This window comes from Algoriphagus jejuensis, assembly GCF_039523455.1.
Classification (GTDB): domain Bacteria; phylum Bacteroidota; class Bacteroidia; order Cytophagales; family Cyclobacteriaceae; genus Algoriphagus; species Algoriphagus jejuensis.
In genome coordinates this window covers 25,990-52,326 of record NZ_BAAAFI010000006.1, presented here as the reverse complement: position 1 = coordinate 52,326, position 26,337 = coordinate 25,990, and the positions used below count along the sequence as shown (strand labels likewise).

Below are 26,337 nucleotides of genomic sequence, written 5' to 3'. Positions count from 1 at the left end.
GCTATAATATTAATTATTTCCGAAAAATAGCGTAACTACTCTGTTAAATATTGTTAGTGAAACACCGAGGATAGGTAAACTTTGGAAAAGTCATTTTCGCAAATACCTTAAAAAAAGACCTCAAAAATGCCTGTGGTTGCAATAATCCCAAGCCCATGAAATCCAATTCATTTACCGGTTTTTTTTGTGCTAAAATTTAAAAAAAATAAGTTTTCACCTCTTGTCCTCCCAAGGCATATAGACCACTTTTTTGGTCTCAAAATAAGCCTCCTTGAAGTAATCTTCCAGATGATAGCTCACGTAGGATTTGTCCAGTTCCTCCATTTCTTCGTCCACGTCTCCGCCTTTGAGATATAGGATTCCGTTTTGGAATTCGTTGAAGTCTTCCAGCTTGATCTTGCCTTTGACCCAAGGGTAGAAATTGGCCATTCGGGTGACGGCGCGGCTGACCACAAAATCATACTTTCTCACCAGCTCTTCGGCACGAGCCTGCTGCGCTTCGACATTGGATAACTTCAGCGCTTTGGTCACTTCTTTGACCACGTTTATTTTCTTTCCTATTGAGTCTACCAAATGAAAATGCGCTTCCGGGAAAAGTATCGCTAAGGGAATGCCGGGAAAACCTCCTCCTGTGCCGATGTCCAGAATTTTGGTGCCAGGCTGGAAAGTTGTCACCTTGGCGATACCCAATGAATGCAGCACGTGATGGACGTAAAACTGCTCCATATCCTTACGGCTGATCACATTGATCTTGGAATTCCAGTCGTCATAGAGTTCCTGCAAACGATCAAATTGCTGGATTTGCTTTTCGCTCAGGTTGGGAAAATAAGAAAGGATCAGCGTGGTGCCAGGATTCATCAGATGTGTTTTTCTTTGCCAGCGGCGATTTCGTACAAAAGCTCACGCGAGCGGTGGAGCTGGGCCTTGACCGTGCCGAGTGGTTTGTCGAGCTCTTGAGCAATTTCCTCGTAGGAAAGTTCGTCAAAGTAGCGTAGACGAACCAGCGTGCGATATTTTGGGGGAAGTTTGTCTACAAAAATCCTTACCATCTCGATCCGCTGAGTTTTGATGAATTCATCTTGAGGATTGTTGTCATCATCTTCCACATCGATGTTGACGGAGTTTCCGCTGTCATCCGAAAGGGTGTTGTTGAGGCTCATGGTTTTGAGCTTTTTTTTCCGGATAAAGTCAATGGTGTTGTTGGTGGCAATGCGGAACAGCCAGGTGGAAAAGGTGTAGTCTTTTTTGAAGCGCTCCAAATTACGGAATGCTTTGGCGAAAGCCTCCATTGTCAGATCCTCTGCGTCATCTGCATCGCGGATCATCTTTAGGATCATGAAATAAACAGCCTTCTTGTATCGCTTCATCAGCATCGCATAGGCCTGCTGGTCTTTTTCCAAGACAGCCCGGTCAATCAGATCAAAATCCTCGAGAGCTTTATTCGAAAAACCGCGTTCGTTTATTTCCATTGGATGTCTTTTGCCTGGTAAGATACTGATCCCAAAATCCAAAAATAACCCAAATACATAAAATCATTGAACAGGATATTCATTGGAGGCGCGGATCCTTGAATGTTTTTAGAAGCAGAATTGAAAATCTGCAGGACTAAAAACGATCGTAAAAGAATAATACCCAAAACGGCGGCAAATTGTTCCCATTGGGTTCCTATTCCGAAATAAAACAGCAATCCGACGCCACCAACCCAGAAAAGTCCATGAGAAAGCGGAAATAGCCCAATCTTTCTTTTGTTTTCTCCTCGGTAATATTTGCCGGCATGGAGGTGACGTTTTTTCTGAACCAGGTATTCTTTCCAGGTCTCTTTTGGGATTGAGGTTGTATTCGCCTCGGGATCCAAAACGACGGCTGTGTTTTGCCCGGTTGCATATTGATTGACGAACAGATCGTCGTCGCCGCCTTCCAAGTGCCAGATTCCTTTGAAACCTTTCACCCCCATAAAGAAACTTTTGCGGTAGCAGAGATTTCTCCCCACTCCCATAAAGGGCGATTTCCAGAGTGCAAATGAAAAATAATAAAGCGCCGTCAGGATGGTCTCAAATTGTATCCATCGGTTCAATAGGCTAGGTTTGATTTCATAGTTGGAAAATCCGAGTGAGAAGATTTTTTTATCCTCCCTCACCGGTGCGGTCATTTTTCGAATCCATTGGTTGCTTGTGGGCATGCAGTCTGCGTCTGTCAATAGGATGACGTCATTTTTGGCCACTTTGATACCTAGCGTAAGCGCAAATTTTTTCGAGGTGACATGTTTGGGGGTATATTTGATGGTGACGGAGCGAAGTTTGGGATAAATTCCCATCATCTCTTCCAGCAAACGCTTAGTGCGATCCGTACTTCGATCGTTGACAATCATCACGTCAAACTTGGGATAGTCTTGCTCGAATAGCTTGGGAATCAAAATCTTGAGATTTTGAAACTCATTGTGAGCGGCCACAAGGACAGTCACACCCTCTTCAGGGTTTTGGTTTTTCGAAGATTTTGAGGATGATTTGAACCAGGCGGTTCGACCAAATATCACCAATAAGTAAACTGCCTGAATGATAATGCCGATGCCAAAGAAAAACCAGAGTAAAAATAGGCCCATAGGTCGATTTTGCTGGGCAAATATAAAATCAATTTCAGCAAGTCATTTAAGAATAAGTGGATATTTTTGCAGGCTAAAATGGGGCGATTTGTAGGATTTCTACAGGCTCTGATTTCACTATGAAGTTTACGCTAGGACAAAAGGACCCCCATACCAAAGCCCGCGTCGGCACCATCATCACTGACCACGGAGTAATACAAACACCGATCTTCATGCCGGTAGGCACTGCTGGTACTGTGAAAGCCGTCCATCAGCGTGAACTCAAAGAAGATATTCAAGCCCAGATTATCCTGGGAAATACCTATCATCTCTATCTGAGGCCAGGACTTGAGGTGTTGGAAAAAGCAGGTGGCTTGCACCAATTCAACGGGTGGGATCGTCCAGTCCTGACAGACAGCGGAGGATACCAGGTTTTTTCGCTCTCAGGCACCCGTAAAATCAAGGAAGACGGAGTCATGTTTAAGTCACACATTGACGGGTCAAAGCATCATTTTACCCCAGAAAATGTGATGGATATCCAGCGGACGATCGGGGCAGATATCATCATGGCCTTTGACGAGTGTACGCCTTATCCCTGCGAGTATGGCTATGCGCGCAATTCCATGGGCATGACCCATCGTTGGCTGGGTCGATGCATTGATCGATTTGATGCTACCGAGGGAAAATACGGCTATAGTCAGACGCTTTTCCCAATTGTTCAGGGTTCGGTTTATAAGGATTTGCGCAAGCAAAGTGCAGAGTATATCGCGTCCAGAGAGCAACAGGGAAATGCCATCGGCGGACTTTCGGTCGGGGAGCCTGCGGAGATGATGTATGAGATGACGGAATTGGTCACGGATATCCTACCATCTGACAAGCCCCGCTACCTCATGGGAGTTGGCACTCCCGCCAATATCCTGGAGTGCATCGCATTGGGAGTTGACATGTTTGATTGCGTGATGCCTACTCGCAACGCCAGAAACGGAATGCTGTTTACCTCCGAAGGAATCATCAATATTCGAAACGAAAAATGGAAGGATGATTTTACTCCGATCGATCCAGCGATCGGAAACTATGCAAGTACTTTTTATTCCAAAGCGTATTTGCGGCACCTGACCGTTTCCAAGGAGATTTTGGCAGCTCAGATTGCCAGCATCCACAACCTGAGTTTTTATCTGTGGCTGGTGGGTCAGGCTAGAGAACATATCCTGGCTGGAGACTTTGCGGTGTGGAAAGATCAGATGGTGAAGAAAGTCAGCGCCAGACTTTAAGCATGAAGATCCTCGACAAGCTGATCATCAAGGAGTTTCTCAAGACCTATTTTTTTGTGGTGGTGATGCTGGTCATAGTTGTCTTGGTCTTGGATTTTACGGAAAAGAGCGATACCTACAGCCGAAATTCGGTTCCTGCCGGGGAGATCTTCCGATACATGGGTAATTATGGACTGTATCTCAATAATCTTCTGACTCCGATCACCGTATTTATCACGGTGATTTTCATCACTTCCAAGATGGCTGGAAGAACGGAGATTGTGGCAATCCTGAGTTCGGGGATAAGTTTTGTCCGTATGTTGTTGCCTTTTCTTTTTGCAGCAGCCTTGATCGGAGGGGTTAGTTTCTTGATGAATGGCTGGGTTTTGCCAGGAGTTAATTCAGGTATGTCTGAGTTTAAGGTTCTTTACTTGGACAAAGGAATAACAACTTCGGATCGAAATCTTCACCTCGTGGTAGGTCCCGATACTTACGCCTATTTATCCCAGTTTCACAAAACCAGTAATACCGGTTCAAATTTTACTTTGGAACGAATTCAAGACGGTCAGCTTTTGGCCAAGCTTTCCGCAGATAGAATTCAGTGGGATACCGCTACCAATGTCTGGAGGCTGGAAAACTGGAGGCTGCGCACCATCAAAGATTGGGGAGAAGATCACGCTGTAGGCGGGGAGTTGGATACCGTTCTATCCATCACTCCTGCGGATTTTGACCTGCCCGACAAGCATTATGAAACGCTCAAGTTGCCGGAGTTGGGCAGGCAAATCAAAATCTTGGTGGATCGTGGAGCTGATGACGTCAACTTTTATCGGATAGAGCGGTATGTGCGACTGATGTCTCCGTTTGCATCGGTGATCCTTACTTTCATCGGAGTGATCATGTCTGCCCGCAAATCCCGGGGAGGCTCCGGATTCCAGATCGCCATGGGATTTTTGATGGCTTTTGTTTATATCCTATTGTTTATCCTTTCACGTACCTTTGCAGAAAACGGCGCCCAATATCCTGTTTTCGCCGTTTGGCTGCCGAATATTATTTTTGCAGCTGCGGGACTGGTGCTGTATAAGACGGTCCCTAAGTAAATGTCAGGTGAGGGACGAATCCTGATAGTATACATTGCCATTTGGAAAATCCAAAAGGTGGAAAAAGAAAGCGGCAGGCATTAGACATGAAGATTCTCGACAAATTGATCATAAAGGAATTTCTGAAGACCTACTTTTTCGTGGTAGTCATGTTGATTCTGATTGTGTTGGTATTGGACTTTACGGAAAAGAACGATGCTTATATCAGAAATTCAGTGCCTGCCGGGGAGATTCTTCGATACATGGGGAACTACGGTCTGTACCTCAATAATCTTCTGACGCCGATCACGGTATTTATTGCAGTCATTTTTATCACTTCCAAGATGGCGGGGAGAACAGAGATCGTGGCGATCTTGAGTTCTGGGGTGAGTTTTGTGCGAATGCTTCGACCCTTTCTGCTCGCGGCAGCGATGATTGGTGGAGTTAGTTTTTTGATGAATGGGTGGGTGCTGCCGGGTGCGACAGCGGGAGTTTCCGAGTTCAAAGTCGCCTATTTGGATAAAGGTAGGGCATCCACCGATCCCAATATCCACATCAAGGTCGGCCCCAATGCCTACGCCTATCTTACCCGATATTATAAGACGAGTAACACAGGGTACACTTTCACCTTGGAGGAGATTCGTGACGGGCAACTGATCGCTAAGCTCGGTGCAGACAGAATCCAATGGGACACCGCCAAGAATGTCTGGAGACTGGAAAACTGGAGACTTCGTACCATCAAAGAGCGGGGAGAAGAGTATGTCGTCGGTGAAAAATTGGATACCGTTTTGTCCATCTCTCCGGCGGATTTTGACCTTCCCGACAATCATCACGAAACCCTTAAGCTGCCGCAATTGAGTAAGCAGATCAAGATTTTGGAGGATCGAGGAGCTGACAATGTTAACTTTTATCGGATCGAGCGGTATGTGCGTTTTATGTCTCCCTTTGCGGCGCTGATCCTGACATTTATAGGGGTGATCATGTCTGCCAGAAAATCCCGTGGAGGTTCCGGCTTTCAGATTGCCATGGGGTTTTTGCTCGCTTTCGTTTATATCCTGCTCTTTATTCTTTCCCGCACCTTTGCCGAAAACGGAACGGAATACCCCATTTTCGCGGTTTGGCTGCCTAACATTATTTTTGCCGCCATGGGGCTGTTGCTGTACAAAACTGTCCCAAGATAGATGATCGGTAAGGCTACCATCAAGGACTATCTGATGCTTCATTTCATTGTATTGATCTGGGGTTTTACTGCGATTTTGGGACTTTTGATCAGTCTTCCTTCACTTGAGTTGGTTTTCTACCGCACGCTAATAGCGACTTTTGGAGTGGCTTTAGTTGCTGTATTTCGAAAGAAAAAACTTAAGGTGTCAACTTCAGACATGCTGAAAATCTCTGGCGTAGGCCTGCTGGTATCTCTTCACTGGATTTCATTTTTTTGGTCAGCGAGGCTTTCGACCGCTTCGGTATGTTTGGCGGGCATGGCGACTACCTCACTTTGGACGGCTTTTGTCGATCCACTAGTCAATCGGACCAAAATCAAGTGGTATGAGGTGGCGCTGGGATTGCTAGTGATTTCCGGCCTGCTGGTGATCTTTCAGTTTGAGACTGGATATTGGCTTGGCCTGACCGTGGGTTTGATGTCGGCGCTTTTAGCGGCGCTTTTTTCTGTATTCAACGGACGTCTCACCCAAAAGCACAGCCCCTACCAAATCACATTTTATGAAATGGGTGCAGCTTGTCTTTTCGCCTTGCTTTTTATGTTCATCTATGCGGAGTTTTGGAGTGAAAGCCATTCGATTCACTGGGGATGGCAAGGTTTTGATTGGCTTTGGCTGTTTATTTTAGCCGGGGTTTGCACCGTGTACGCTTTTTCGGTTTCAGTGGACTTGATGAAACGATTGCCGGTTTTTCCGATCAACTTGACGTACAACCTAGAGCCGGTTTATGGGATTGTGTTCGCTGTTTTGATCTTTGGAGAAAGCGAAAAAATGACGCCTCAGTTTTACCTTGGAACGCTGATCATTTTGATTTCAGTGCTTCTCTATCCGATGATGAATTATTGGAACAGGAGGAAAAAGCCCGTTCGTCCGTTGGGGTAACTATATTTTTGTTGGATGCTTGGAAATTCCAGACTAATAGTTAAATAGCAGTGAAAATATTTTTAACCTAACTTTTAAAAACGTGAGTATGAAAAACAAATCACTCTCTCTCTCTCTCTCTAGTCCTACTATTTGGATTATTTGGCTGCCAGGAGATTCCGGACGCAGTTGATGCAAATATGAATTTGGAGAATTTCATCGGATATAAGCTACAGATTCAACCATGATGAAATATTCTTTCGCTATCTCTTTTTTTGTGATGATGTTGTTGGTTCCGTTCGTGTCAAAAGGACAGGAAAAGAAATTTCAATATCAGATCTTGGGCGTTTTCACAGAGCAAAGCGATAATAGCTATACCAAACCCAATCAGATTGGGGGAGGATTGGGTTTTGGCGTGTATAGAGAAGTTAAGCTCGGAAGATTTGGACTTGAGGCCAGTGCTTTATACTTAAATCAGAAGGAAAAACACTATGACTTGAGGAATACCTACGAGGGAGTAAGTCTCAATGCGAGGTTTAATTTCCTGATCAAGACAATTTCCTTGGGAGAAAGGCGCGTCTACCTAGGCCCGGCTCTTGGAATATGTAAACCGTTGAATGGAGAGGGGGACTACTATGGTCCAAGTTTAGGTGCGGGCGGTAAGGCTTTAGTTCCGGTTCGGATCTCAGGCTTTTCATTCTATCTGACCTATGATTTTGAATATATTACCCTTCAGGGTTATAGCAGAAACAGTGTCGGGGTGAGTTTCTGGCCCTAGAAGAGTGATGCCAGTCCGAGCGGCTGGTATCCTTTTTTTTCATGCGTACTCAGATTTGGAATGGGACCCATTTTTTGTCTATGTCCTCAAAGCGTCGTGATATCCTTCAACGTCGCCAGAGCCTCCTTCAATTCCTCCTCTCGGATATCTCCGATTTTCTCGATCAATCGATCCTTCGCAATGGATCGGATATGAAAGACCATTAGCTCGGAGGTCATCTTCAATCCATTTCTTGGAGAAGGTTCTAAGATCGGATTTCCCTGATAGTTTTTGATCTTGGACGTCAGAGGCGCTGTGATCACCACTTTCAGAAACTTATTCATCAGGTTTCCGCTCAGGATCACGACCGGTCGCCTTCCGGACTGCTCCGATCCGACGACCGGATTGAGGTCAGACATCCAGATTTCACCCTGCCTCATCGTTGATCTGCTTGAGATAGGTTTCCATTCCTTCTTCGGCAACCATCAGAATATCTTCATCGTCGGCGGCAATGCGATAGGATTTGACATATTCGGCCCGCTTCAGATGATCGAGATAGAGAGTGAGCGCATTTTCGATCAGCTTATTTTTGGGCAGAGAAAGCTTCTTCGCATAGTCAGCGAGTCGCTGAAGCAGATCGTCAGGAAGTGTACTGGTGAAAGTTGCCATTGCGATTTATATTTATGAAACACAAATATAAAAACTCTTTCGGTTTATAATTAATTTATTTTTAGTGACTTACAATAATGTCTCAAATTGGAAATAGCCGTTCTGCCATTCGATTGCGGATGGCTTTTCCTCAAACAACCCGAAGACTGAAGAGCCTGAGCCCGACATCGCCGCATAGAAAGCCCCTGAAGCATACATTTTCTCTTTGATCTCCCCGATTTCAGGATAGGCAGCAAAGACACTTGGCTCGAAATCGTTGACCAATTCATTCTTCCAGCGGCTGCGGTCGGCAAGCACTACCTCCAACTTTACTTTTGGCACGGACGGCGTCACGCCTGCATAGGCTTCCTTGGTGCCAACGTGAATGCCAGGATTGATCAAAACTAAATAAACTCCGTTTAACGACAGGTCAACCGGACTCAATTCTTCGCCTTTTCCACGGACGATTTGTGGTGTATTCGCTATGAAAAAAGGGCAGTCACTTCCTAATTGCGCCGCGTATTCCTCCAGGAAAAAATCATCAAGGTGGAGGTCAAACAAATTGCTCATCAGTTTTAGCGCAAAGGCGCCATCTGCCGACCCTCCACCCAAACCCGCTCCTAACGGGATTTTTTTGTGCAGATGGATATTAAGATTGGGAAGGCCTTGGAAATCTTTCTTCAGCAGTTTTTCCGCTTTTAGAATCAAATTGTCTGTCAATTCTCCTGGAATCGACAGTCCCGTCGAGTTCCAGTTGGACTTCTTATCGAGGACCATCTCCAGCGCATCGACAAGCGGAATCGGAACCATGCAGGTTTCGATGTCATGGTAGCCATCTTTTCTTTTGGAAGTGATATGAAGGCCGAGGTTGATTTTTGCGTTCGGAAAAGTGATCATCTAGAAAAGTGTTTGGGCAAAAATAGCTGAATTAGTTTTACAAAGAATACTGACCTACCATTGGTAAATCTTTAATCTTTCCGACAAATTTTAGGTATTTGTCATTGTATCATTTTTTTTCTTAATTAAAAGAGAATAAATTTTCAAAAAATTTGAATTATCTCGAAATCGATACAAAATTTCGACAAGCCTTCTTTTTCGATAGGTTTTTGAAAAATAGATTTCGATAAGTTAAAAAAATCGAAATAATATTTCATAAAAAATATTTTTCCCTAATATTAAAGTCTGTTAAAAAGGATTTGCAGAGAATTAAATATTGTAAGTCTCAAGATTGGGTTTTAATATTGTCATGTGATTCGCAATCGAAGCATCAAACCTCAAATCGCGATATGTCTTTACCTTTGGTCGTCCTCCTAAGCATTATTATTCTCGTCGGATTTTCGAAGTGAGGCATTAGACCATTATAATCCAGTATATAAAAATCTAAAGTGCCTCACCGACCTGAGGCACTTTTTTATTTATCAGCAATATGACCCCTAGAAATCTTAAGAAATACAGTTGGGAAATCAGTGACAACGACGAGCATCCGGCTGGCAAAGCCATGCTATACGCCACTGGATTGAGCGATAAGAAGATGAAACAGCCTTTTGTAGGGATAGCGAGTTGTGGCTATGAGAGTAACCCCTGCAATATGCATCTGAACGACTTCGCCGGTCTGATCAAACAATCCTCCCAGGAATATGATCTGACCGGTTTGGTTTTTAATACCATCGGTATCTCGGACGGTACGTCGATGGGTACACTTGGGATGCGTTACTCGTTGGTGTCCAGAGAGATCATCGCTGATTCCATTGAGTCATTCATCCTAGGCCACTCCTTTGACTCATGTATCGCAGTCGCTGGCTGTGACAAAAATATGCCGGGTGCAGTAATGGGTATGCTTCGCATCAACCGTCCGTCCATCTTGGTGTATGGCGGGACCATTGCCTCGGGTAATTATAAAGGTGAAAAGTTGAACATCGTTTCAGCTTTCGAAGCTTTTGGAAAAAGGGTGCAGGGCAATATCTCCGACGAAGATTACGACGGAGTGATCCGCAATGCCTGCCCCGGCAAAGGGGCTTGCGGCGGAATGTACACTGCCAACACCATGAGCTCGGCGATCGAAGCCATGGGAATGTCTCTTCCTTATTCGGCTTCCTATCCTGCCAATTCTTCTGAGAAACTTAGAGAATGCCAAGATGTTAATAAGTATATGCGGATCCTTTTGGAAAATGACATCAAGCCAAAAGACATCGTCACTCGCAAAAGCATCGAAAATGCCGTACGCGTTACAGTCGCTCTGGGCGGCAGTACCAATGCGGTATTGCACTTGCTGGCAATCGCGAAAACAGCCGGAGTAGCTTTTACGCTAGAAGACTTCATGGCGATCAATGCCGTAACGCCGATGTTGGGTGACTTCAAGCCTTCTGGCAAATTCATGATGGAGGATCTGCATGAGCAAGGTGGATTGCCGGCGTTTATGAAGTATTTCCTGGAAAAAGGATTCCTTCATGGAGACTGCATGACCGTTACCGGCAAGACATTGGCTGAGAATCTGAGAGATGTCGACCCGATTGTCCCCTCGATGGTCAACGTGATTCACCCAGTTGAAACTCCGATAAAGAAGACCGGACATCTTTGTATCTTGAAGGGGAACTTAGCTCCTGAAGGAGCGGTGTCTAAGATCACGGGCAAGGAAGGAACTTCCTTCACCGGGCCAGCCAGAGTGTACGACTCTGAGCAGGAAGCCAATGACGCTATCCGTGATCATCAGGTGAAGTCAGGCGATGTAATAGTGATCAGAAGTGTTGGACCGAAAGGCGCTCCAGGAATGCCGGAGATGCTTAAGCCTACTTCTATGATCATTGGTGCTGGCCTGGGGTCTGATGTTGCCTTGATTACTGACGGAAGATTCTCCGGCGGGACTCACGGATTTGTCGTAGGTCACGTTACTCCTGAGGCTTGGTGCGGTGGGCCGATTGGCCTCTTGAATGATGGTGACATCATCACTATTGACGCAGACGGATTGGAACTGTCTGTTGCCGTCTCGGAGGAAGAATTTGCGAAGCGTAGAACTACGTGGATACCAAGAACAATAGAAGGCCTACAAGGCACTCTCAAAAAATACAACAAACTTGTGGCAACCGCTTCAGAAGGTTGCGTAACAGACAAATTTTAAGCCTATGAAGGACATGATGATCAGAGGTGCGGACATAGTTGTCCGGTCACTTATCGCGGAGCAGGCAGAAATTATTTTTGGCTATCCCGGTGGAGCAATTATGCCGGTGTATGATGCCTTATACGATTACCATGATCAGGTCAAGCATGTGTTGACCCGTCATGAACAGGGAGCTATCCACGCTGCCCAAGGTTACGCACGTGTCTCAGGGAAAGTAGGTGTCTGTATTGCGACTTCGGGACCTGGTGCAACCAATCTGATCACAGGGCTTGCAGATGCACAGATAGACAGCACTCCCTTGGTGTGCATTACTGGTCAGGTGGCAGCCCATTTATTGGGGACTGATGCCTTTCAGGAAACTGATGTGGTGGGGATTTCTATGCCAGCCACCAAATGGAACATTCAAGTTCGTAGGGTAGAAGACATTGCGCCAGCGATTGCGAAAGGCTTTTTTATTGCCCGTTCGGGAAGACCCGGGCCGGTATTGATAGACATTACCAAAAATGCGCAGACAGATTTCGGCGAGTTTAACTACGTCCCTTGTTTAGGGTTCAGATCCTTCAGAACCTACGTTCCTGTCGAGAAAACTAAGATCCAGGAAGCAGCTGAATTGATCAACAGGGCAGAGCGTCCGTATTTGCTTTTTGGCCAAGGAGTGGTTTTGGGGAAAGCAGAAGTAGAGTTGAAGTCTTTCTTGGAAAAAACAGGTATCCCCGCTGCATCGACCCTGTTGGGATCTGGCGCACTTCCTCAGGATCATCCTAATTATGTCGGTAAACTTGGTATGCATGGTAACTATGCGCCAAATCTATTGACAAATCAATGTGATGTACTGATTGCTGTTGGGATGCGTTTTGACGACCGGGTAACTGGAGATCTGAAGCGCTATGCCAAGCAAGCGAAAGTCATTCATTTGGAACTTGATCCGGCTGAAGTCAACAAAAATGTAAAGGCAGAAGTGGCCGTCATCGGTGATAGCAAAGAAAGCTTGGGCTTGTTGACTGCTGCTGTGGATTCAAGCAAGCATGAGTCCTGGATGGCCAAATTCCGTGAACTGGAGCAGCAGGAAAAATCTGCGGTCGTACAGCCTGACATCATGCCGACGAAGGCTGGCTTGACCATGGGCGAAGTGATTCATCAGATCAACCAATACAAAGCCGACGACGCAGTTTTGGTCACGGACGTGGGACAGCATCAGATGATTGCATGGAGGTATTTTAACTATAAAAAACCTAGAACCCAAGTCACATCCGGGGGATTGGGAACGATGGGATTTGCGCTTCCTGCAGCGCTCGGAGCACAACTTCACGACTACTCTCGTCAAGTGATCTGTGTGGTAGGTGATGGGGGAATCCAGATGACTGTCCAAGAATTGGGCACCATCATGCAGACCAAGGCACCGGTGAAAATCGTGCTTTTGAATAACAACTACCTTGGAATGGTGCGCCAGTGGCAGCAGATGTTCTTTGACAAACGCTATTCCTTTACAGAATTAGACAATCCCGACTTTGTCAAGATTGCCGAAGCCTACAATATCAAATCTCAAAAAGTTTCTGACCGGGTTGACCTAAAAGAAGCCATTGAGGATATGTTCATTCATGACGGCCCATTCTTCCTGGAAGTGGTAGTCGAAAAGGAAGACAACGTGTTCCCGATGATCGCGACAGGCTGCTCGGTAGAAGAGGTCAGACTATCCTAATCCAAACCTATGAAGCGTTACACTATTTTCGTTATCACCGAGAATTTCATCGGAATTCTCAACAGGATCACCATCATATTTACCCGACGAGGGATTAATATTGATGCGTTGACCGCCTCAGAAAGCCGCCTTTCGGGCATTCATCGGATCACCATCGAGGTGACCGCTAACGAAGACACCGTCATCCAACTGGTGAATCAGATCGAGAAGATCATCGATGTGATCAAAGCGTTTTACCATGAGGACGAAGGAGTGGTGTATCAGGAGATCGCACTTTATAAGATCCCGGTTTCCCGCTTGGATGGAGGATTGGAAAAAATCATCCGCCAGCACAACGCCAAAATCATCGCTGCTGAACCGGAATTTGTGGTCCTGGAACTCACCGGGCACAAAGAACAAACTCAGGAGCTACTGGAAATCCTTAAAGGCTATGGCCTTTTGGAATTTGCCAGATCAGGCAGGGTCGCAGTCGCCAAGCGAATGCTTACCATCGAATCATTTATCAAGTAAAAACTCAACCCAAGAAAAATCAAACTATAAACTTATGAAATTAAAATTCGGATCAGTTGAAGAAAACGTAGTTACCAGGGAAGAATTCCCATTGGAAAAAGCCCGCGAGGTGCTCAAGGACGAAGTAATTGCGGTACTCGGTTACGGTGTTCAAGGACCAGGTCAGGCGCTCAACCTGAAGGACAACGGCTTCAACGTGATCGTGGGGCAGAGAAAAGGCTCCAAGACTTGGGACAAAGCCATCTCTGATGGATGGGTTCCGGGTGAAACGCTGTTTGAAATCGAAGAAGCATGCGAAAAAGGAACAATCATCCAATTCTTGCTTTCTGATGCCGGTCAGATTACCCTTTGGCCAACTGTTAAAAAACACCTGACTCCTGGTAAAGCGCTTTATTTCTCACACGGTTTCGGCGTGACTTACAAGGAAAAAACCGGCATCATTCCTCCTGCCGACGTGGACGTGATCTTGGTCGCTCCAAAAGGTTCAGGGACTTCTTTGAGAAGAATGTTCGTCGAAGGCAGAGGCTTGAACTCTTCCTATGCGATCTTCCAAGATGGAACTGGCAAGGCCAAAGACCGCGTTGTTGCTTTGGGTATCGGCGTTGGTTCAGGATACTTGTTCGAGACAGATTTTTACCGTGAGGTGACTTCTGATTTGACAGGCGAAAGAGGTACATTGATGGGAGCCATCCAAGGTATTTTCGCAGCCCAGTACGAAGTATTAAGGTCAAACGGTCATACTCCATCCGAAGCGTTCAATGAAACTGTTGAGGAATTGACCCAGTCGTTGATGCCGTTGGTAGCAGAAAACGGAATGGATTGGATGTATGCTAACTGCTCCACTACCGCACAGAGAGGTGCATTGGACTGGTGGAAGCCTTTCCGAGACGCAACCAAGCCGGTATTCGAAGCGCTTTACGATTCTGTAAAGACAGGGAAAGAAGCCCAAAAGTCAATCGATTCTAATTCAAAATCAGACTACAGAGTAAAACTTGAGGCTGAATTGAAGGAATTGAGAGATTCTGAAATGTGGCAGGCCGGTGCGGTCGTCCGTCAGTTGAGACCAGAAAATAACTAAAAACCCAAACCCCAGATATTATGAGTGAAAAGCTGTGGATTTTTGATACGACCCTGCGTGACGGGGAACAAGTGCCCGGGTGTCAATTAAACACCCAAGAAAAGATCGTTGTTGCACAAGCGCTTGAAGCGCTCGGCGTGGATATTATTGAGGCAGGCTTTCCGATTTCTAGCCCGGGGGATTTCCTCTCCGTTCAGGAGATTTCCAAAGCGGTTTCCAACCCGATCATTTGTGCACTTTCCCGTGCAGTAGAAAAAGATATCGAAGTAGCAGCAGAAGCACTCAAATATGCCAAAAAGGGGCGAATTCATACAGGAATCGGTGTTTCTCCTTTCCATATTCAATTCAAACTCCGCTCTACTCCCGAGGATATCATTGCCCGGGGAGTAGCTGCGGTGAAGTTTGCCAGGCGATTTGTGGAGGATGTGGAGTTTTACGCAGAAGATGCCGGCCGTTCTGAGCCGGAATTCCTTTGCAGAATCATCGAGGAAGTCATCAAAGCCGGAGCTACTGTAGTCAACATTCCGGATACTACAGGCTACTGTCTTCCTGAGCAATATGGCGCAATCATCGCCAGCCTGAAAAACAACGTGCCGAATATCGACAAAGCGATCATTGCGACACATTGCCACAACGATTTGGGAATGGCGACTGCCAATACCATCTCAGGAGTACAGCATGGAGCAAGACAGGTCGAGGTAACGATCAACGGGATTGGCGAACGCGCTGGAAATACGTCCATGGAGGAAGTGGTGATGGCGATCAAGTCGCACAAGTCCATTCCTGTCTACACCGATATCGATACGCCAAAGATCTACAAGACGAGTCGTTTGGTGTCCAAGCTGATGAATATGCCGGTGCAGCCTAACAAGGCCATCGTGGGAAGAAATGCCTTTGCGCACTCTTCGGGTATCCATCAGGATGGAGTTTTGAAACATCGGGAAAATTACGAAATCATAGATCCCAAAGAAGTTGGAGTGGATGAATCCACCATCGTATTGACAGCCAGATCCGGACGGGCTGCATTGAAGCACCACCTTGACGCTTTGGGTGTGGATCTCGAGGGCGAGGAGTTGCGTGTGGTTTATGAAGCCTTCTTGGTTTTGGCAGATTCTAAACGCGACATCGGTCGAAAGGATTTGCTAGAACTGGTCGGTAAATACATGGATGAGTCCAATTTTATCGAATTGGAAAACATCAGCTATACTTCCAACGGGGAAATCAATGCGGAGGTAAGTTTGAAAATCGGAAACGAAAAATATAGCGCTACTTCCAGTGGAGTAGGGCCAGTGGATGCGGTTTTGAAATCAATCGAGAAAATCGTGAAACCCCAAGTAGAACTTGAGGAATTTCTCATCCAAGCAATTACCCATGGCAGCGACGATGTGGCTAAAGTCCACATGCGACTGATCAAGTCGGACAAGCCTTACTACGGCTTTGCCTCAAACAATGACATCGTCTTGGCCTCAGCACAGGCTTTTGTCGATGCGCTCAACAAAATACCCGTCAAAGAATATGCGACCGCATAATTATGGAAAAGACAACATTATTTGATAAAATCTGGGACTCACACGTAGTCAAATCCGTGCCAGCAGGTCCAGATGTTTTCTTCATTGATAAACATTTTATCCATGAAGTTACTTCCCCCGTGGCGTTTCTCAATTTGGAGAAAAGAGGAATTGGTGTGAAGTATCCCGAAATGACGATCGCTACTCCGGATCACAATGTACCCACGATCGATCAAGACCAAACCATCAAGGACAAACTGTCCCGGATGCAAGTCGAGAGACTTCGTGAGAACTGTAGGAAACACGGGATCGAACTGCATGATCTAGGTTCTGCACATCACGGTATTGTGCACGTGATCGGACCCGAGTTGGGCGTGACCCAGCCGGGCATGACTATCGTCTGTGGAGACTCGCATACTTCTACGCACGGTGCATTCGGTGCCATTGCTTTTGGGATCGGTACTTCCGAAGTGGAAATGGTGCTTGCTACGCAGTGCATCATGCAGTCTAAAGCCAAGAAGATGAGAATATCTGTCGAAGGTGAGTTGGGCAAAGGCGTGACTTCCAAAGATATCATCCTGTATATCATCTCCAAGATATCCGCAGCGGGTGCTACGGGTTATTTTGTGGAATATGCTGGTTCTGCGATTCGAAATCTCTCCATGGAAGCTCGGATGACCATCTGCAACATGTCCATCGAGATGGGCGCGCGTGGAGGCTTGATCGCTCCGGATGAGACCACGTTCAACTACCTCGAAGGAAAAAGATACACACCGAAAGGCGAAGAGTGGGACAAAGCATTGGCCTACTGGAAGACTCTTAAAACTGACGAAGGTGCTGTATTTGACAAAGAATACCACTACGACGCAGCGGACATCGAGCCGATGATCACCTACGGAACCAACCCGGGTATGGGCATCAAGGTCGTGGACAACATCCCGACCACTGAAGGTATGGAGGGATCAAACAAGACCTCTTACCTCAAGTCGCTCGATTACATGGGCTTTGCTCCGGGTGAGTCTGTCATAGGAAAGCTCGTGGATTACGTTTTTGTGGGCTCGTGCACCAATGGCCGTATTGAGGATATTAGATCTGTTGCTGAGTTTGTGAAAGGCAAAAGAAAGGCAGACAACATCACGGCCTGGATCGTTCCGGGTTCGAGAGAAGTAGAGAAACAAGCCTACGAGGAAGGTTTGGTGAAGATCTTGGAGGAGGCAGGCTTCGTGCTTCGTCAACCGGGCTGCTCAGCATGCCTGGCGATGAACGATGACAAGATTCCTGCGGGAAAGCTGGCCGTATCGACTTCCAACAGGAACTTTGAAGGCCGTCAAGGACCGGGTGCCCGTACCATGCTCGCCTCTCCGTTGACGGTAGCGGCAGTAGCGGTCACCGGCAAAATTACCGATCCAAGGGAAGTCTTTGAAAATTAATTTTAAATTCTTCCAATTTTCAAATCTTTCAATTGATCAAAATGGCTTACGATAAATTTACAGTCCTACGCTCTACGGCGGTTCCTTTGCCCACCGAAAACGTGGACACAGATCAAATCATCCCTGCCCGATTTCTGAAGGCTACCGAAAGAGAAGGCTTCGGAGACAACCTGTTCAGAGACTGGAGATACGATGTCGAGGGAAATCCCAAACCGGATTTCGTCTTGAACGACTCCACCTACAGCGGCAAGATTCTGATTTCCGGCAAGAACTTCGGTTCCGGATCCAGTCGCGAGCACGCCGTTTGGGCGATCTACGATTACGGCTTCCGATGCGTGGTTTCCAGCTTTTTCGCTGATATATTCAAGAATAACTGCCTGAACATCGGAGTACTCCCGGTGACCGTTTCTGCAGAGTTTGCGGATAAGCTCTTTGCAGCGATCCAAACCGATCCTGCGACGGAAATCGAGGTGAGCTTGCCGGAACAAAAGATCACTCTCCTATCTACCGGAGAGTCAGAATCTTTTGATATCAACGAATACAAGAAAGACAACATGACAAATGGCTTCGACGACATCGACTATTTGCTGAACATGTCTTCTGAAATCGATGCTTTTACAGCATCCAAATAAACAACTTTCAAAAATGGAGGCCACTGGAAATCTTGCAGCCCAACCCTCCAAGGGTTTGAAATCCTTGGAGGGTTCCCTGGGCAGGCGCATAGAAATCATGGATACCACGCTGAGGGATGGCGAACAGACCTCAGGTGTTTCCTTCTTGCCTTCTGAAAAACTCCAGATTGCCAAGCTCCTGTTGGACGAACTTAAGGTGGATCGCATCGAAGTCGCGTCCGCAAGAGTGTCAGACGGAGAGCTCGAGGGCGTTCGCAAGATCACCCAATGGGCCGCCCAGAGGGGCTATTTGGATCGGGTAGAAGTTCTGGGCTTCGTCGATACCCCGGTCTCGGTCAACTGGATCGTGGATGCGGGCGCAAAAGTTCTGAACTTGCTGACCAAAGGATCTTTGAATCATCTCGTTCACCAGCTGAAAAAAACTCCCGAGCAGCACTTTGCTGAAATTGCGAGAAGTATTTCTTATGCCCAAGAAAAAGGAGTTTCAGTCAACGTCTATCTCGAAGACTGGTCAAACGGCATGCGAAATTCTCCGGAATATACCTTGAGCCTGATTGATTTTCTGACCACGCAACCGGTAAAAAGGATAATGCTTCCCGACACCTTGGGTTTGCTCTCACCGGTCGAGGTTCTGGATTTCTTCGAGTTGATTGTCGGAAAGTATCCCGAAACACACTTTGATTTCCATGCACACAACGATTACGATCTCGCCGTCGCCAATGTAATGGCTGGGATCCTTCGAGGAGCTTCAGGGGTTCATACTACGGTGAACGGACTGGGTGAACGGGCTGGAAATGCTCCCTTGGAATCGGTGATTGCAATGATCAAGGATTTGACAAAGTTTCAGATCAATGTGCAAGAGCAAAAAATCTTCCGCGTTTCGAAGTTGGTGGAGCAGTTTTCAGGACAGCATATCTCAGCGAACAAACCTGTTGTCGGTGAAAATGTCTTCACCCAAACTGCCGGCATCCATGCCGACGGGGATAACAAGAAAAACCTGTATTTCAGTGACCTGCTTCCAGAGCGTTTTGGTCGTCAACGAAAGTATGCGCTGGGCAAGACTTCCGGTAAAGCCAATATTCTCAAAAATCTCGAGGAATTGGGGCTTTCTTTGGAGAAGGACGAACTCGCTCGCGTAACTCAGCGGATCATCGAGCTGGGTGACAAGAAGGAGCGTGTGACTACCGAGGACTTGCCTTATATCATCTCGGATGTGTTGCAAAACAACTCGATCTCCAAGCATATCCATATCGAAGGGTATCACATGACCCATTCCAAGGGTTTGAAGCCTTCTGTTCAGCTTCGCCTGAATGTCTATGGGAAATCATACGACGCCACCGCTACCGGCGACGGGCAGTATGATTCCTTTATGAAGGCGGTCAAAAAGATCTATAAGTCCCTCAAAAAGGAGCTTCCAAAACTGATTGATTACCATGTGTCCATTCCTCCTGGTGGAAAAACCGATGCCTTTGTAGAGACGGTGATTACCTGGGATTATGGCAAAATCTTTAAAACGAAAGGGCTTGACCCTGACCAGACCGTGGCAGCGATGATGGCCACCGAAAAAATGCTCAACATCGTCGAATCTTTTAATCAAACCAATACCAAAGAAGAATCCACCTACTATGGAAATGAATATCGCGCTGTTGCCGGGTGACGGCATAGGCCCTGAAGTTGTGGCTCAGGCTGTGAAAGTCGTGCAAGCCATCGGACAAAAATTCGGACATCAGATTACCTTTAAAGAAGGACTCGTAGGTGCTTGCGCCATCGATGCGACAGGAGATCCTTATCCAGATGCGACTCACGAGATCTGCGCCGCTTCTGACGCGGTACTTTTTGGAGCCATCGGAGATCCCAAATACGATAATGATCCCAAAGCCAAAGTTCGGCCGGAGCAAGGGCTGCTGAGAATGCGTCAGAAACTAGGGCTTTTCGCAAATGTGCGCCCGACTTTTACTTTCCCTTCTTTGGTGCATAAATCTCCCTTGAAGTTGGATCGCGTAGATGGTGTGGATCTGGTGTTCTTCAGAGAGCTGACCGGTGGGATCTACTTTGGTGAGCCAAGAGGTCGAAATGAGCAGGGAACCAAAGCTTTTGATACCAATGTGTATACCAAAGAGGAGATCGTTCGTCTGGCTAGAATGGGCTTTGAAGCTGCTCAAGGCAGAAGAAAGCTCCTGACCTGCGTGGACAAAGCCAACGTGATGGCAACATCCAGACTTTGGAGAGAAACCGTGCAGGAATTGGCTCCTGAGTACCCAGACGTGAAAGTAGAATACGAATTTGTGGATGCCGTAGCGATGCGCTTGATCCAGTGGCCAAAAGCCTACGATGTGTTGATTACCGAAAACCTTTTTGGCGACATTTTGACTGACGAAGCTTCTGTGATTTCGGGTTCCATGGGCTTGATGCCTTCGGCGTCCTTGGGTTCTAAAGTGAAGTTATTTGAACCGATTCACGGTTCTTACCCTCAGGCCGCTGGTAAGGACATCGCGAATCCACTGGGAACTGTGCTTTCTGCAGCCATGATGTTTGACTATGGGTTTGGGCTGAAAGAAGAAGCCCAGGCGATCAGCGAGGTGGTCAACTTGTCTTTGGCTGAGGGCTTTGTGACAGAAGATATTGCCGAAGGCGGGAAAGCATACAAAACATCCGAAGTTGGAGACTGGCTGGCTGCTAAGATTTTGGCTTAATTCCAATCGAGATAGAACAAAAAACCACCTCAGTAATGGGGTGGTTTTTTAGTTCAATCGTTCGTTTCTAATCTTTACAAGGTCTACTACTTTGATCCCAAAAGCTAGGGCGTAGTCCGCCAGTTTGGAATCTCCAGTTACAAGAAAATCACATTTTTTGCAGATTTCAAAAACTCCCGTATCAGCCAATCCCAACTCAAAAAACGGGCTAAGTTCGATGACTCTTTTGGATTCAATAAATCTTTCTGAAGACCTCGAAATCAATTCTCTTATAACGTCGTAGTACTGCCGTCGATGACCTTTTTGAAAGTTGTTCAACAAATTATCCACTTCTGTTAAGACATTCGGAGTGCAGACGATTTTTTCCAAGGCACCGACCAGAACGGCTAGGTTTTCGAAATCTAAAACTTCATAGATCGAAATGCGCTTATGAGACGATATTAACGACTTGTCGATAAGACCAACTATCAATAGTACCAGCGCATTCGTGTCTAAAAAAATCATTTCGACTCTGAGAACATGTAAATCCCAATCACCTCTTTGTTTTCGTCGATTTTCAGTCTTTTGTATACTCTTTCAAATGGGAGAGAAGAAAGAATGGACGATAAAGCGGAAACAGCGGAGTTAGGAAGAAGGTGACGGTTTTTATTTTCAACTAAATAAGAACAACAACCTCCCAATATTTGTCGTCTTTTTTATATTCTAACTGCTCTAGTCGAAAATCAGATTCTTCAAGGTTGATCAACTCACCAAATTGCTTTTTCGCAGCATCAAAGATCTCTTTTAATGACAGTTCCATTTTTGTTTTTTCCAAATTTACCAAATCCAATCAATTCCTCGGTGGATTGATCATGATATGTGCCCGATGCGTACCGGGATCCATGATCCAAGGGAGACCCGGTGCGGGAGGCCCAAGGGGAAGTCCGGTGCTCTCCGCCGTTGACCAAGGGATGTAGACCACAGATCTGGTATAGGTGTTGGAAGCTTCCCCTGTACTCCAGTCCACATCTTTTTCATCTGCCACCAAGGCAAACAACGTGCTTCCGTAGTCCGGGAGTGTCAAAGTCTCAGCTTTTGCCTCAGCCTCGCGGATTGAAAAGATCTCCTGAGCGCTTTTTCCTTCCTTCCTCAAAGCCCATCCTCTCTCCATAAAGGGCTGCGCACTGCTATGATAGCAAGATACCGAAAGCCCTTCCCGGCTTGGGTCATCGCCCAGACAAACAGTCTGATTGCTGCCTTTTCGAAGTAGAACGCCCTCGTAGCTATAGACCGCAGCTCCTGCTCTCTGGTCTTCTGGTGCTGCCAATAGTGCCATCTTGATCTGAATCTCTTTGGAGGGAACTGTCTGAGCCGATGCGGAAAATCCTGCAATTAGGATCAAAATGCTAAGAAATGTTTTCATAGTCAGTAGTTTTGGGTTTATGTGAAGTTAGTCATCCCAAGCTGACTCTCCAAGGCCTTAAAGCGGATCAGGTCTGAAGCCTCAGGAGTCAATAAATCCATCACCTTGCAAAGTCGTCCCTATTCTTACCTCTTTTCCATCAGCTATTTTGGAGCTCGGTTCAAGGGCTGGGCGCCGCAGCCGGGCCAAGCCACCATCCAGGGGAGACTGGAGAAAGTCCTGCGGTTTTTTTTGGGACATGCCGATTTTTCGATCTTGGGATCCAGCCGCACCGATGCGGGAGTGAGTTGCAGGCTGGGGTTTGCGCAGCTTTTCCTTCGGGAAAAAGTAGAACTGGAAAAGTTGCTGCCAGAGCTGAACCGTCATTTGGGAGGTGAGATAAGGCTCAATTCAGTAAGGGAAGTTCCAAGGGAGTTTAATCTCATCCAGTCGGTGGAGCGGAAAACCTACCGTTACTTTTTCAGCGATTCGGTGGAGATGCATCCCTTTGCTTCCGCCTATTTGACTCAGGTTTTTGAGATCAATTCGCTGGCTCAGATGGAGGAAAACGCTGCGCTTTTTCTGGGAAAGCATGATTTCAAGGCTTTTTGTACTCCTTCGCCCAACAAATCAGATTTTGAAAGAGAAGTGCTTTCTGCAAAAGTTTACCTGACGGAGGAGTTTCGAGGAGAGTTTTTTCCAAAGCGGGTTTATTGCTTTGAAGTCACAGGAACCGGCTTTTTGCACCATCAGGTCCGAAAGATGGTCAATGCAATCTGGCATCTCTCTCCGGAGGAGATTCAGGCGAGGCTCGAGAAAAGCGAGGAACCCTGGGAGACCGTTCCGACCGCTCCCGCAAATGGATTGGTGCTGTGGGAAACGGTGCTGCGTAACCTTTGAGTTTTGGCAAATCTTTGGGGTTTTTGACATCTGGAAGGTTTTAAAATATCCCCAAGCCTTCGAGGTCTCGGAGACTTCAACCATTCCGTTGTGCAGCTTCTCCAGAAGCAGCAGGTCATGCCTCCTTCAAAGTTTAAATTCCATCACTACATCATCCATCACATAGCCGCTGCCGATGTCGATTACTTCTTTGTAGATCTCCACGAAGCCAATTCGGGCATAGAAGTCGATGGCCTTTTGGTTGAACTTGTTGACATTGAGCAGGAGGCTGGTTTGTCCGGCTTCTTTGGCTCTTTCGACCACCTCCTGGATCAGCGCTTTGCCGACACCTTTTCCCTGCGCCTCCGGCAAAAGATAGATTTTGTGCAGCTTGGCTTTCGCCTGACCTGCATGATTCATTTCAAAGCCCGCAAAGCCCAGCTCTTTTTCTATTTCCTCCGCAAGTAAAAAAGTGTGCCCTTTTTCCTGCTGAGTTTCCAAAACAGGCAGATCGTACATCATCTCTAGCATGTACTCGATCTGTTGCGGGCTGAGTATCTCTCCAAAAGTACTTGGCCAAGTCCGGTGAGCGATGGACTGGACTTTAGGAAGTTCCTCTTTAGCTAGTTTGCGGATGTGAACCATTTACGATTTTAGAATTACGTTTTACGAGCAAAGGAGGATATGACCTTGGATTCTTTGCAACCTTCCAACTTTGCTACTTTCAACCCCATTTTCCCAATCTTTCAATTTTTGAATATTTCAATTAGTACTCAAGTAGATCCTTCAACTTCTCCCTAAACCGCTCCACTGGCAAAAACTGCTTTTCCAAAGGCGAGGCGAACGGCACCGGAGTATCCAGACTGCCGACCCGCATCACGGGAGCGTCCAAATCCCGGAAACAATGCTCGGAAATCCAAGCACAAATCTCGGCGCCGATTCCTCCGGTCAAGGTGTCTTCCTGAAGGAAAATCACCTTTCCCGTCTTTTTGACAGTCTTTTTCACAGCTTCCTGGTCCCACGGCAACAGCGTCCGCAAATCCAAAATATCGGTTGAGATTCCTAGTTCCTCGGCTGCTTTGATAGCCCAGTGAACCCCCATCCCATAGGTGATGATGCTCACTTGAGTTCCTTCTTTGGCCAGTGCGGCTTTGCCGACTTCTACGGTGTAGTATTCATCTGGAACCTGCCCAGAGATGGAGCGGTAGAGCATCTTGTGCTCAAAATAGAGGTAGGGATTCGGGTCCTCCAAAGCGGCAGTTAACAGGCCTTTGGCATCATGCGGGTTGGAGGGATAGACTATCTTTAGTCCGGGCGTATGAAAAAACCAGGCCTCGTTGGATTGGGAGTGAAAGGGGCCGGCGGAACTTCCGGCACCGGTCGGCATGCGGATGACCACGTCGGCATTTTGCCCCCAGCGGTAGTGGATCTTGGCCAGATTGTTTACGATCTGATTGAATCCCACGCTCACAAAGTCCGCAAACTGCATCTCGACCATAGCTTTGTAACCCTTGATCGACAGTCCGAGTCCGGCACCGATGATGGCGCTTTCGCAAAGCGGCGTATTCCGCACCCGATCGCCACCAAACTGAGTCTTGAAACCATCCGTGATCTTGAACACTCCTCCGTATTCACCGATATCTTGGCCCATCAGGACGAGCTTGGGGCACCTTTCCATGGATTGGCGAAGACCGTCGCTGATCGTGTCGACAAATCGCTTTTCGGTACTTGTGCCTGCGGGCTCGATTACTTTTTGGGAAAAAGGAGCATAGACATCCGCCAGTTCCTCTTCCAGATCTGCAGTCAGTGCTTTTTCGGCAAAAGCTATCTCCAAAGCATCATTGATGGCTTTTTTCACTTTTTTATTGAGGCTTTCCTCCGTGGCATCGTCCAAGACTCCAATTTCTTTAAGATAAGTCTCGTAAGTATCCACCGGATCAAGTTTTGCCCAATCCTCCATGAGTTGCTTCGGAACGTACTTCGTGCCGGAAGCTTCTTCATGTCCTCGCATGCGAAAGGTGATCGCTTCGACCAATACAGGCCTTGGGTTTTCCCGAAGGTCTTCTGCCAGTTTCAGGATTGTATCGTAGACCTCCAGGACGTTATTGCCTTGAACCCGAACTGCCTCCATGCCGTATCCGGGGCCTTTTTCTGTAAAATATTTGAAAGCAAACTGCTCCTCGCTGGGAGTAGAAAGCCCGTAGCCATTGTGCTCCACCACGAATATCACCGGCAATTTCCAAACTGCCGCCACATTCAATCCTTCGTGAAAGTCACCCTCGGAACTTGCCCCGTCACCCGAGAAAACCAGCGTCACTTTCTTTTCCCCTGAAAGCTTATCTGCCAGGGCGATCCCATCCGCGATGGCCAGTTGTGGGCCGAGGTGTGAGATCATTCCTACGATATGATGTTCTATACTTCCAAAGTGAAAGGAGCGGTCTCGACCTTTGGTGAAGCCGGACTTTTTTCCCTGAAACTGGGCGAAAAGCCGCTCCAAGGGAATATCTCTGCCGGTGAAAATCCCCAGATTCCGATGCATGGGAAGGATGAACTCGTCGGCCTTGAGGGCATTGACTGCGCCGATGGAGATGGCTTCTTGGCCCCAGCCGCTAAACCACTTGGAAATTCTGCCCTGACGAAGCAGGATAAGCATCTTTTCCTCGATACGACGGGGAATCAAGAGGGATTCGTAGAGCCGAAGCAGCGTTTCGTCGGAGTGGGATTTTCGTTGAAAAACAAGTTTTTGCGTGTCGGAGGCCGTAAATTCCATAGGAATTGAATTTCCATTCCAAGGTACAGGAAGCCTTGAATTTGACAAAATGGTCTTGTGAATAGGGGGAAGAGAAAGATTTTTTCAACCAGCCTTCGCCACTGCGGATCCTGCGTCGATGTCTCCCCTGCATGTGGCCCCGACCGTAGCCGGGGCAAAAAATAAATGCAAGGAGTTAAAAAGTATTTGCTGTACGGTTCAAAAGTAGTGGTGCTAGGCTGAACGGACGACAGAAACCGATTAAGCTTAGTTTAA

The 26,337-nt window shown here is 46.9% G+C and carries 26 protein-coding genes; 15 read left to right on the top strand and 11 right to left on the bottom strand.

Features of this window, described 5'->3' with window-relative positions; genetic code table 11:
• Positions 1–213: 213 nt before the first annotated feature.
• The 3 genes from rsmG to ABD031_RS07195 are packed head-to-tail and all read right to left on the bottom strand — an operon-like array spanning position 214 to position 2,599.
• Positions 214–858 (bottom strand): 16S rRNA (guanine(527)-N(7))-methyltransferase RsmG, encoded by a 645-nt coding sequence (gene rsmG, locus ABD031_RS07205; RefSeq protein ID WP_343849843.1) that lies wholly within the window; start codon positions 856–858, stop codon positions 214–216.
• Complete coding sequence (locus tag ABD031_RS07200; protein WP_343849841.1) at positions 858–1,469, bottom strand: RNA polymerase sigma factor; 612 nt, start codon at positions 1,467–1,469, stop codon at positions 858–860. The genes rsmG and ABD031_RS07200 overlap by 1 nt, the downstream gene beginning before the upstream one ends.
• Positions 1,460–2,599, bottom strand: a complete 1,140-nt coding sequence (locus tag ABD031_RS07195) for a glycosyltransferase (protein WP_343849839.1) — start codon at positions 2,597–2,599, stop codon at positions 1,460–1,462. The genes ABD031_RS07200 and ABD031_RS07195 overlap by 10 nt, the downstream gene beginning before the upstream one ends.
• Positions 2,600–2,718: 119 nt before the next feature.
• Here ABD031_RS07195 and tgt point away from each other — a divergent pair, with 119 nt between their 5' ends.
• The 5 genes from tgt (at position 2,719) to ABD031_RS07170 (ending at position 7,760) form a co-directional block, all read left to right on the top strand.
• The gene (tgt, locus tag ABD031_RS07190; protein WP_343849837.1) at positions 2,719–3,849 is read left to right on the top strand and encodes a tRNA guanosine(34) transglycosylase Tgt; all 1,131 of its coding nucleotides are present in this window, start codon (positions 2,719–2,721) and stop codon (positions 3,847–3,849) included.
• Positions 3,850–3,851: 2 nt separating this feature from the next.
• On the top strand, positions 3,852–4,925 hold the full coding sequence (locus ABD031_RS07185) for an LptF/LptG family permease (RefSeq protein WP_343849835.1): 1,074 nt from the start codon (positions 3,852–3,854) through the stop codon (positions 4,923–4,925).
• An 86-nt stretch (positions 4,926–5,011) separates the two neighbouring features.
• On the top strand, positions 5,012–6,085 hold the full coding sequence (locus ABD031_RS07180) for an LptF/LptG family permease (protein ID WP_343849833.1): 1,074 nt from the start codon (positions 5,012–5,014) through the stop codon (positions 6,083–6,085).
• On the top strand, positions 6,086–7,003 hold the full coding sequence (locus ABD031_RS07175; protein WP_343849831.1) for a DMT family transporter: 918 nt from the start codon (positions 6,086–6,088) through the stop codon (positions 7,001–7,003).
• Between the two features lie 223 nt (positions 7,004–7,226).
• The gene (locus ABD031_RS07170) at positions 7,227–7,760 is read left to right on the top strand and encodes a hypothetical protein (protein WP_343849829.1); all 534 of its coding nucleotides are present in this window, start codon (positions 7,227–7,229) and stop codon (positions 7,758–7,760) included.
• A gap of 86 nt (positions 7,761–7,846) precedes the next feature.
• Here the strand turns inward: ABD031_RS07170 and ABD031_RS07165 are convergent, their stop codons facing one another.
• The 3 genes from ABD031_RS07165 to ispE form a co-directional block, all read right to left on the bottom strand.
• Positions 7,847–8,158 carry a type II toxin-antitoxin system PemK/MazF family toxin gene (locus tag ABD031_RS07165; protein ID WP_343849827.1) on the bottom strand — a complete coding sequence of 104 codons (312 nt, stop codon included), beginning with the start codon at positions 8,156–8,158 and terminating at the stop codon, positions 7,847–7,849.
• Positions 8,159–8,165: 7 nt separating this feature from the next.
• Positions 8,166–8,408, bottom strand: coding sequence for a ribbon-helix-helix domain-containing protein (locus tag ABD031_RS07160; protein ID WP_343849825.1), 243 nt, complete (start codon positions 8,406–8,408; stop codon positions 8,166–8,168).
• 69 nt (positions 8,409–8,477) lie between these two features.
• Complete coding sequence (gene ispE / locus ABD031_RS07155) at positions 8,478–9,284, bottom strand: 4-(cytidine 5'-diphospho)-2-C-methyl-D-erythritol kinase (protein ID WP_343849823.1); 807 nt, start codon at positions 9,282–9,284, stop codon at positions 8,478–8,480.
• A 529-nt stretch (positions 9,285–9,813) separates the two neighbouring features.
• Here ispE and ilvD point away from each other — a divergent pair.
• The 9 genes from ilvD to leuB all read left to right on the top strand — a co-directional run bounded on the left by ilvD (position 9,814) and on the right by leuB (position 21,052).
• Positions 9,814–11,502, top strand: a complete 1,689-nt coding sequence (ilvD, locus tag ABD031_RS07150; RefSeq protein WP_343849821.1) for a dihydroxy-acid dehydratase — start codon at positions 9,814–9,816, stop codon at positions 11,500–11,502.
• A gap of 4 nt (positions 11,503–11,506) precedes the next feature.
• Positions 11,507–13,201 (top strand): biosynthetic-type acetolactate synthase large subunit, encoded by a 1,695-nt coding sequence (gene ilvB, locus ABD031_RS07145; RefSeq protein ID WP_343849819.1) that lies wholly within the window; start codon positions 11,507–11,509, stop codon positions 13,199–13,201.
• Positions 13,202–13,210: 9 nt separating this feature from the next.
• The gene (gene ilvN / locus ABD031_RS07140; protein WP_343849817.1) at positions 13,211–13,711 is read left to right on the top strand and encodes an acetolactate synthase small subunit; all 501 of its coding nucleotides are present in this window, start codon (positions 13,211–13,213) and stop codon (positions 13,709–13,711) included.
• Between the two features lie 34 nt (positions 13,712–13,745).
• Complete coding sequence (gene ilvC / locus ABD031_RS07135; RefSeq protein ID WP_343849815.1) at positions 13,746–14,789, top strand: ketol-acid reductoisomerase; 1,044 nt, start codon at positions 13,746–13,748, stop codon at positions 14,787–14,789.
• 20 nt (positions 14,790–14,809) lie between these two features.
• On the top strand, positions 14,810–16,318 hold the full coding sequence (locus ABD031_RS07130) for a 2-isopropylmalate synthase (RefSeq protein WP_343849813.1): 1,509 nt from the start codon (positions 14,810–14,812) through the stop codon (positions 16,316–16,318).
• Positions 16,319–16,320: 2 nt separating this feature from the next.
• Entirely contained in the window at positions 16,321–17,727 is a 1,407-nt protein-coding gene (gene leuC, locus ABD031_RS07125; protein WP_343849811.1) for a 3-isopropylmalate dehydratase large subunit, read from the top strand.
• 41 nt (positions 17,728–17,768) lie between these two features.
• Positions 17,769–18,359, top strand: a complete 591-nt coding sequence (gene leuD / locus ABD031_RS07120) for a 3-isopropylmalate dehydratase small subunit (RefSeq protein WP_343849809.1) — start codon at positions 17,769–17,771, stop codon at positions 18,357–18,359.
• A 97-nt stretch (positions 18,360–18,456) separates the two neighbouring features.
• Positions 18,457–20,016, top strand: coding sequence for an alpha-isopropylmalate synthase regulatory domain-containing protein (locus tag ABD031_RS07115; RefSeq protein ID WP_343850101.1), 1,560 nt, complete (start codon positions 18,457–18,459; stop codon positions 20,014–20,016).
• Positions 19,985–21,052, top strand: coding sequence for a 3-isopropylmalate dehydrogenase (gene leuB, locus ABD031_RS07110; RefSeq protein ID WP_343849807.1), 1,068 nt, complete (start codon positions 19,985–19,987; stop codon positions 21,050–21,052). Before ABD031_RS07115 ends, leuB begins: the two co-directional genes overlap by 32 nt.
• A 48-nt stretch (positions 21,053–21,100) precedes the next feature.
• Here the strand turns inward: leuB and ABD031_RS07105 are convergent, their stop codons facing one another.
• The 3 genes from ABD031_RS07105 to ABD031_RS07095 form a co-directional block, all read right to left on the bottom strand.
• Positions 21,101–21,556, bottom strand: coding sequence for a PIN domain-containing protein (locus ABD031_RS07105; protein ID WP_343849805.1), 456 nt, complete (start codon positions 21,554–21,556; stop codon positions 21,101–21,103).
• Between the two features lie 151 nt (positions 21,557–21,707).
• Positions 21,708–21,851 (bottom strand): hypothetical protein, encoded by a 144-nt coding sequence (locus ABD031_RS07100; protein WP_343849803.1) that lies wholly within the window; start codon positions 21,849–21,851, stop codon positions 21,708–21,710.
• A 30-nt stretch (positions 21,852–21,881) separates the two neighbouring features.
• Positions 21,882–22,454, bottom strand: a complete 573-nt coding sequence (locus ABD031_RS07095; protein WP_343849801.1) for a hypothetical protein — start codon at positions 22,452–22,454, stop codon at positions 21,882–21,884.
• 105 nt (positions 22,455–22,559) lie between these two features.
• On the opposite strand from ABD031_RS07095, the gene ABD031_RS07090 reads away from it, so the two are divergent.
• Complete coding sequence (locus ABD031_RS07090; protein WP_343849799.1) at positions 22,560–23,333, top strand: tRNA pseudouridine synthase A; 774 nt, start codon at positions 22,560–22,562, stop codon at positions 23,331–23,333.
• A gap of 126 nt (positions 23,334–23,459) precedes the next feature.
• Here the strand turns inward: ABD031_RS07090 and ABD031_RS07085 are convergent, their stop codons facing one another.
• Both ABD031_RS07085 and ABD031_RS07080 read right to left on the bottom strand, forming a co-directional pair.
• Positions 23,460–23,957: a GNAT family N-acetyltransferase gene (locus ABD031_RS07085; RefSeq protein ID WP_343849797.1), complete on the bottom strand. Its 498-nt coding sequence runs from the start codon at positions 23,955–23,957 to the stop codon at positions 23,460–23,462.
• 121 nt (positions 23,958–24,078) lie between these two features.
• Positions 24,079–26,082, bottom strand: coding sequence for an alpha-ketoacid dehydrogenase subunit alpha/beta (locus tag ABD031_RS07080; RefSeq protein WP_343849795.1), 2,004 nt, complete (start codon positions 26,080–26,082; stop codon positions 24,079–24,081).
• Positions 26,083–26,337 lie beyond the last annotated feature (255 nt).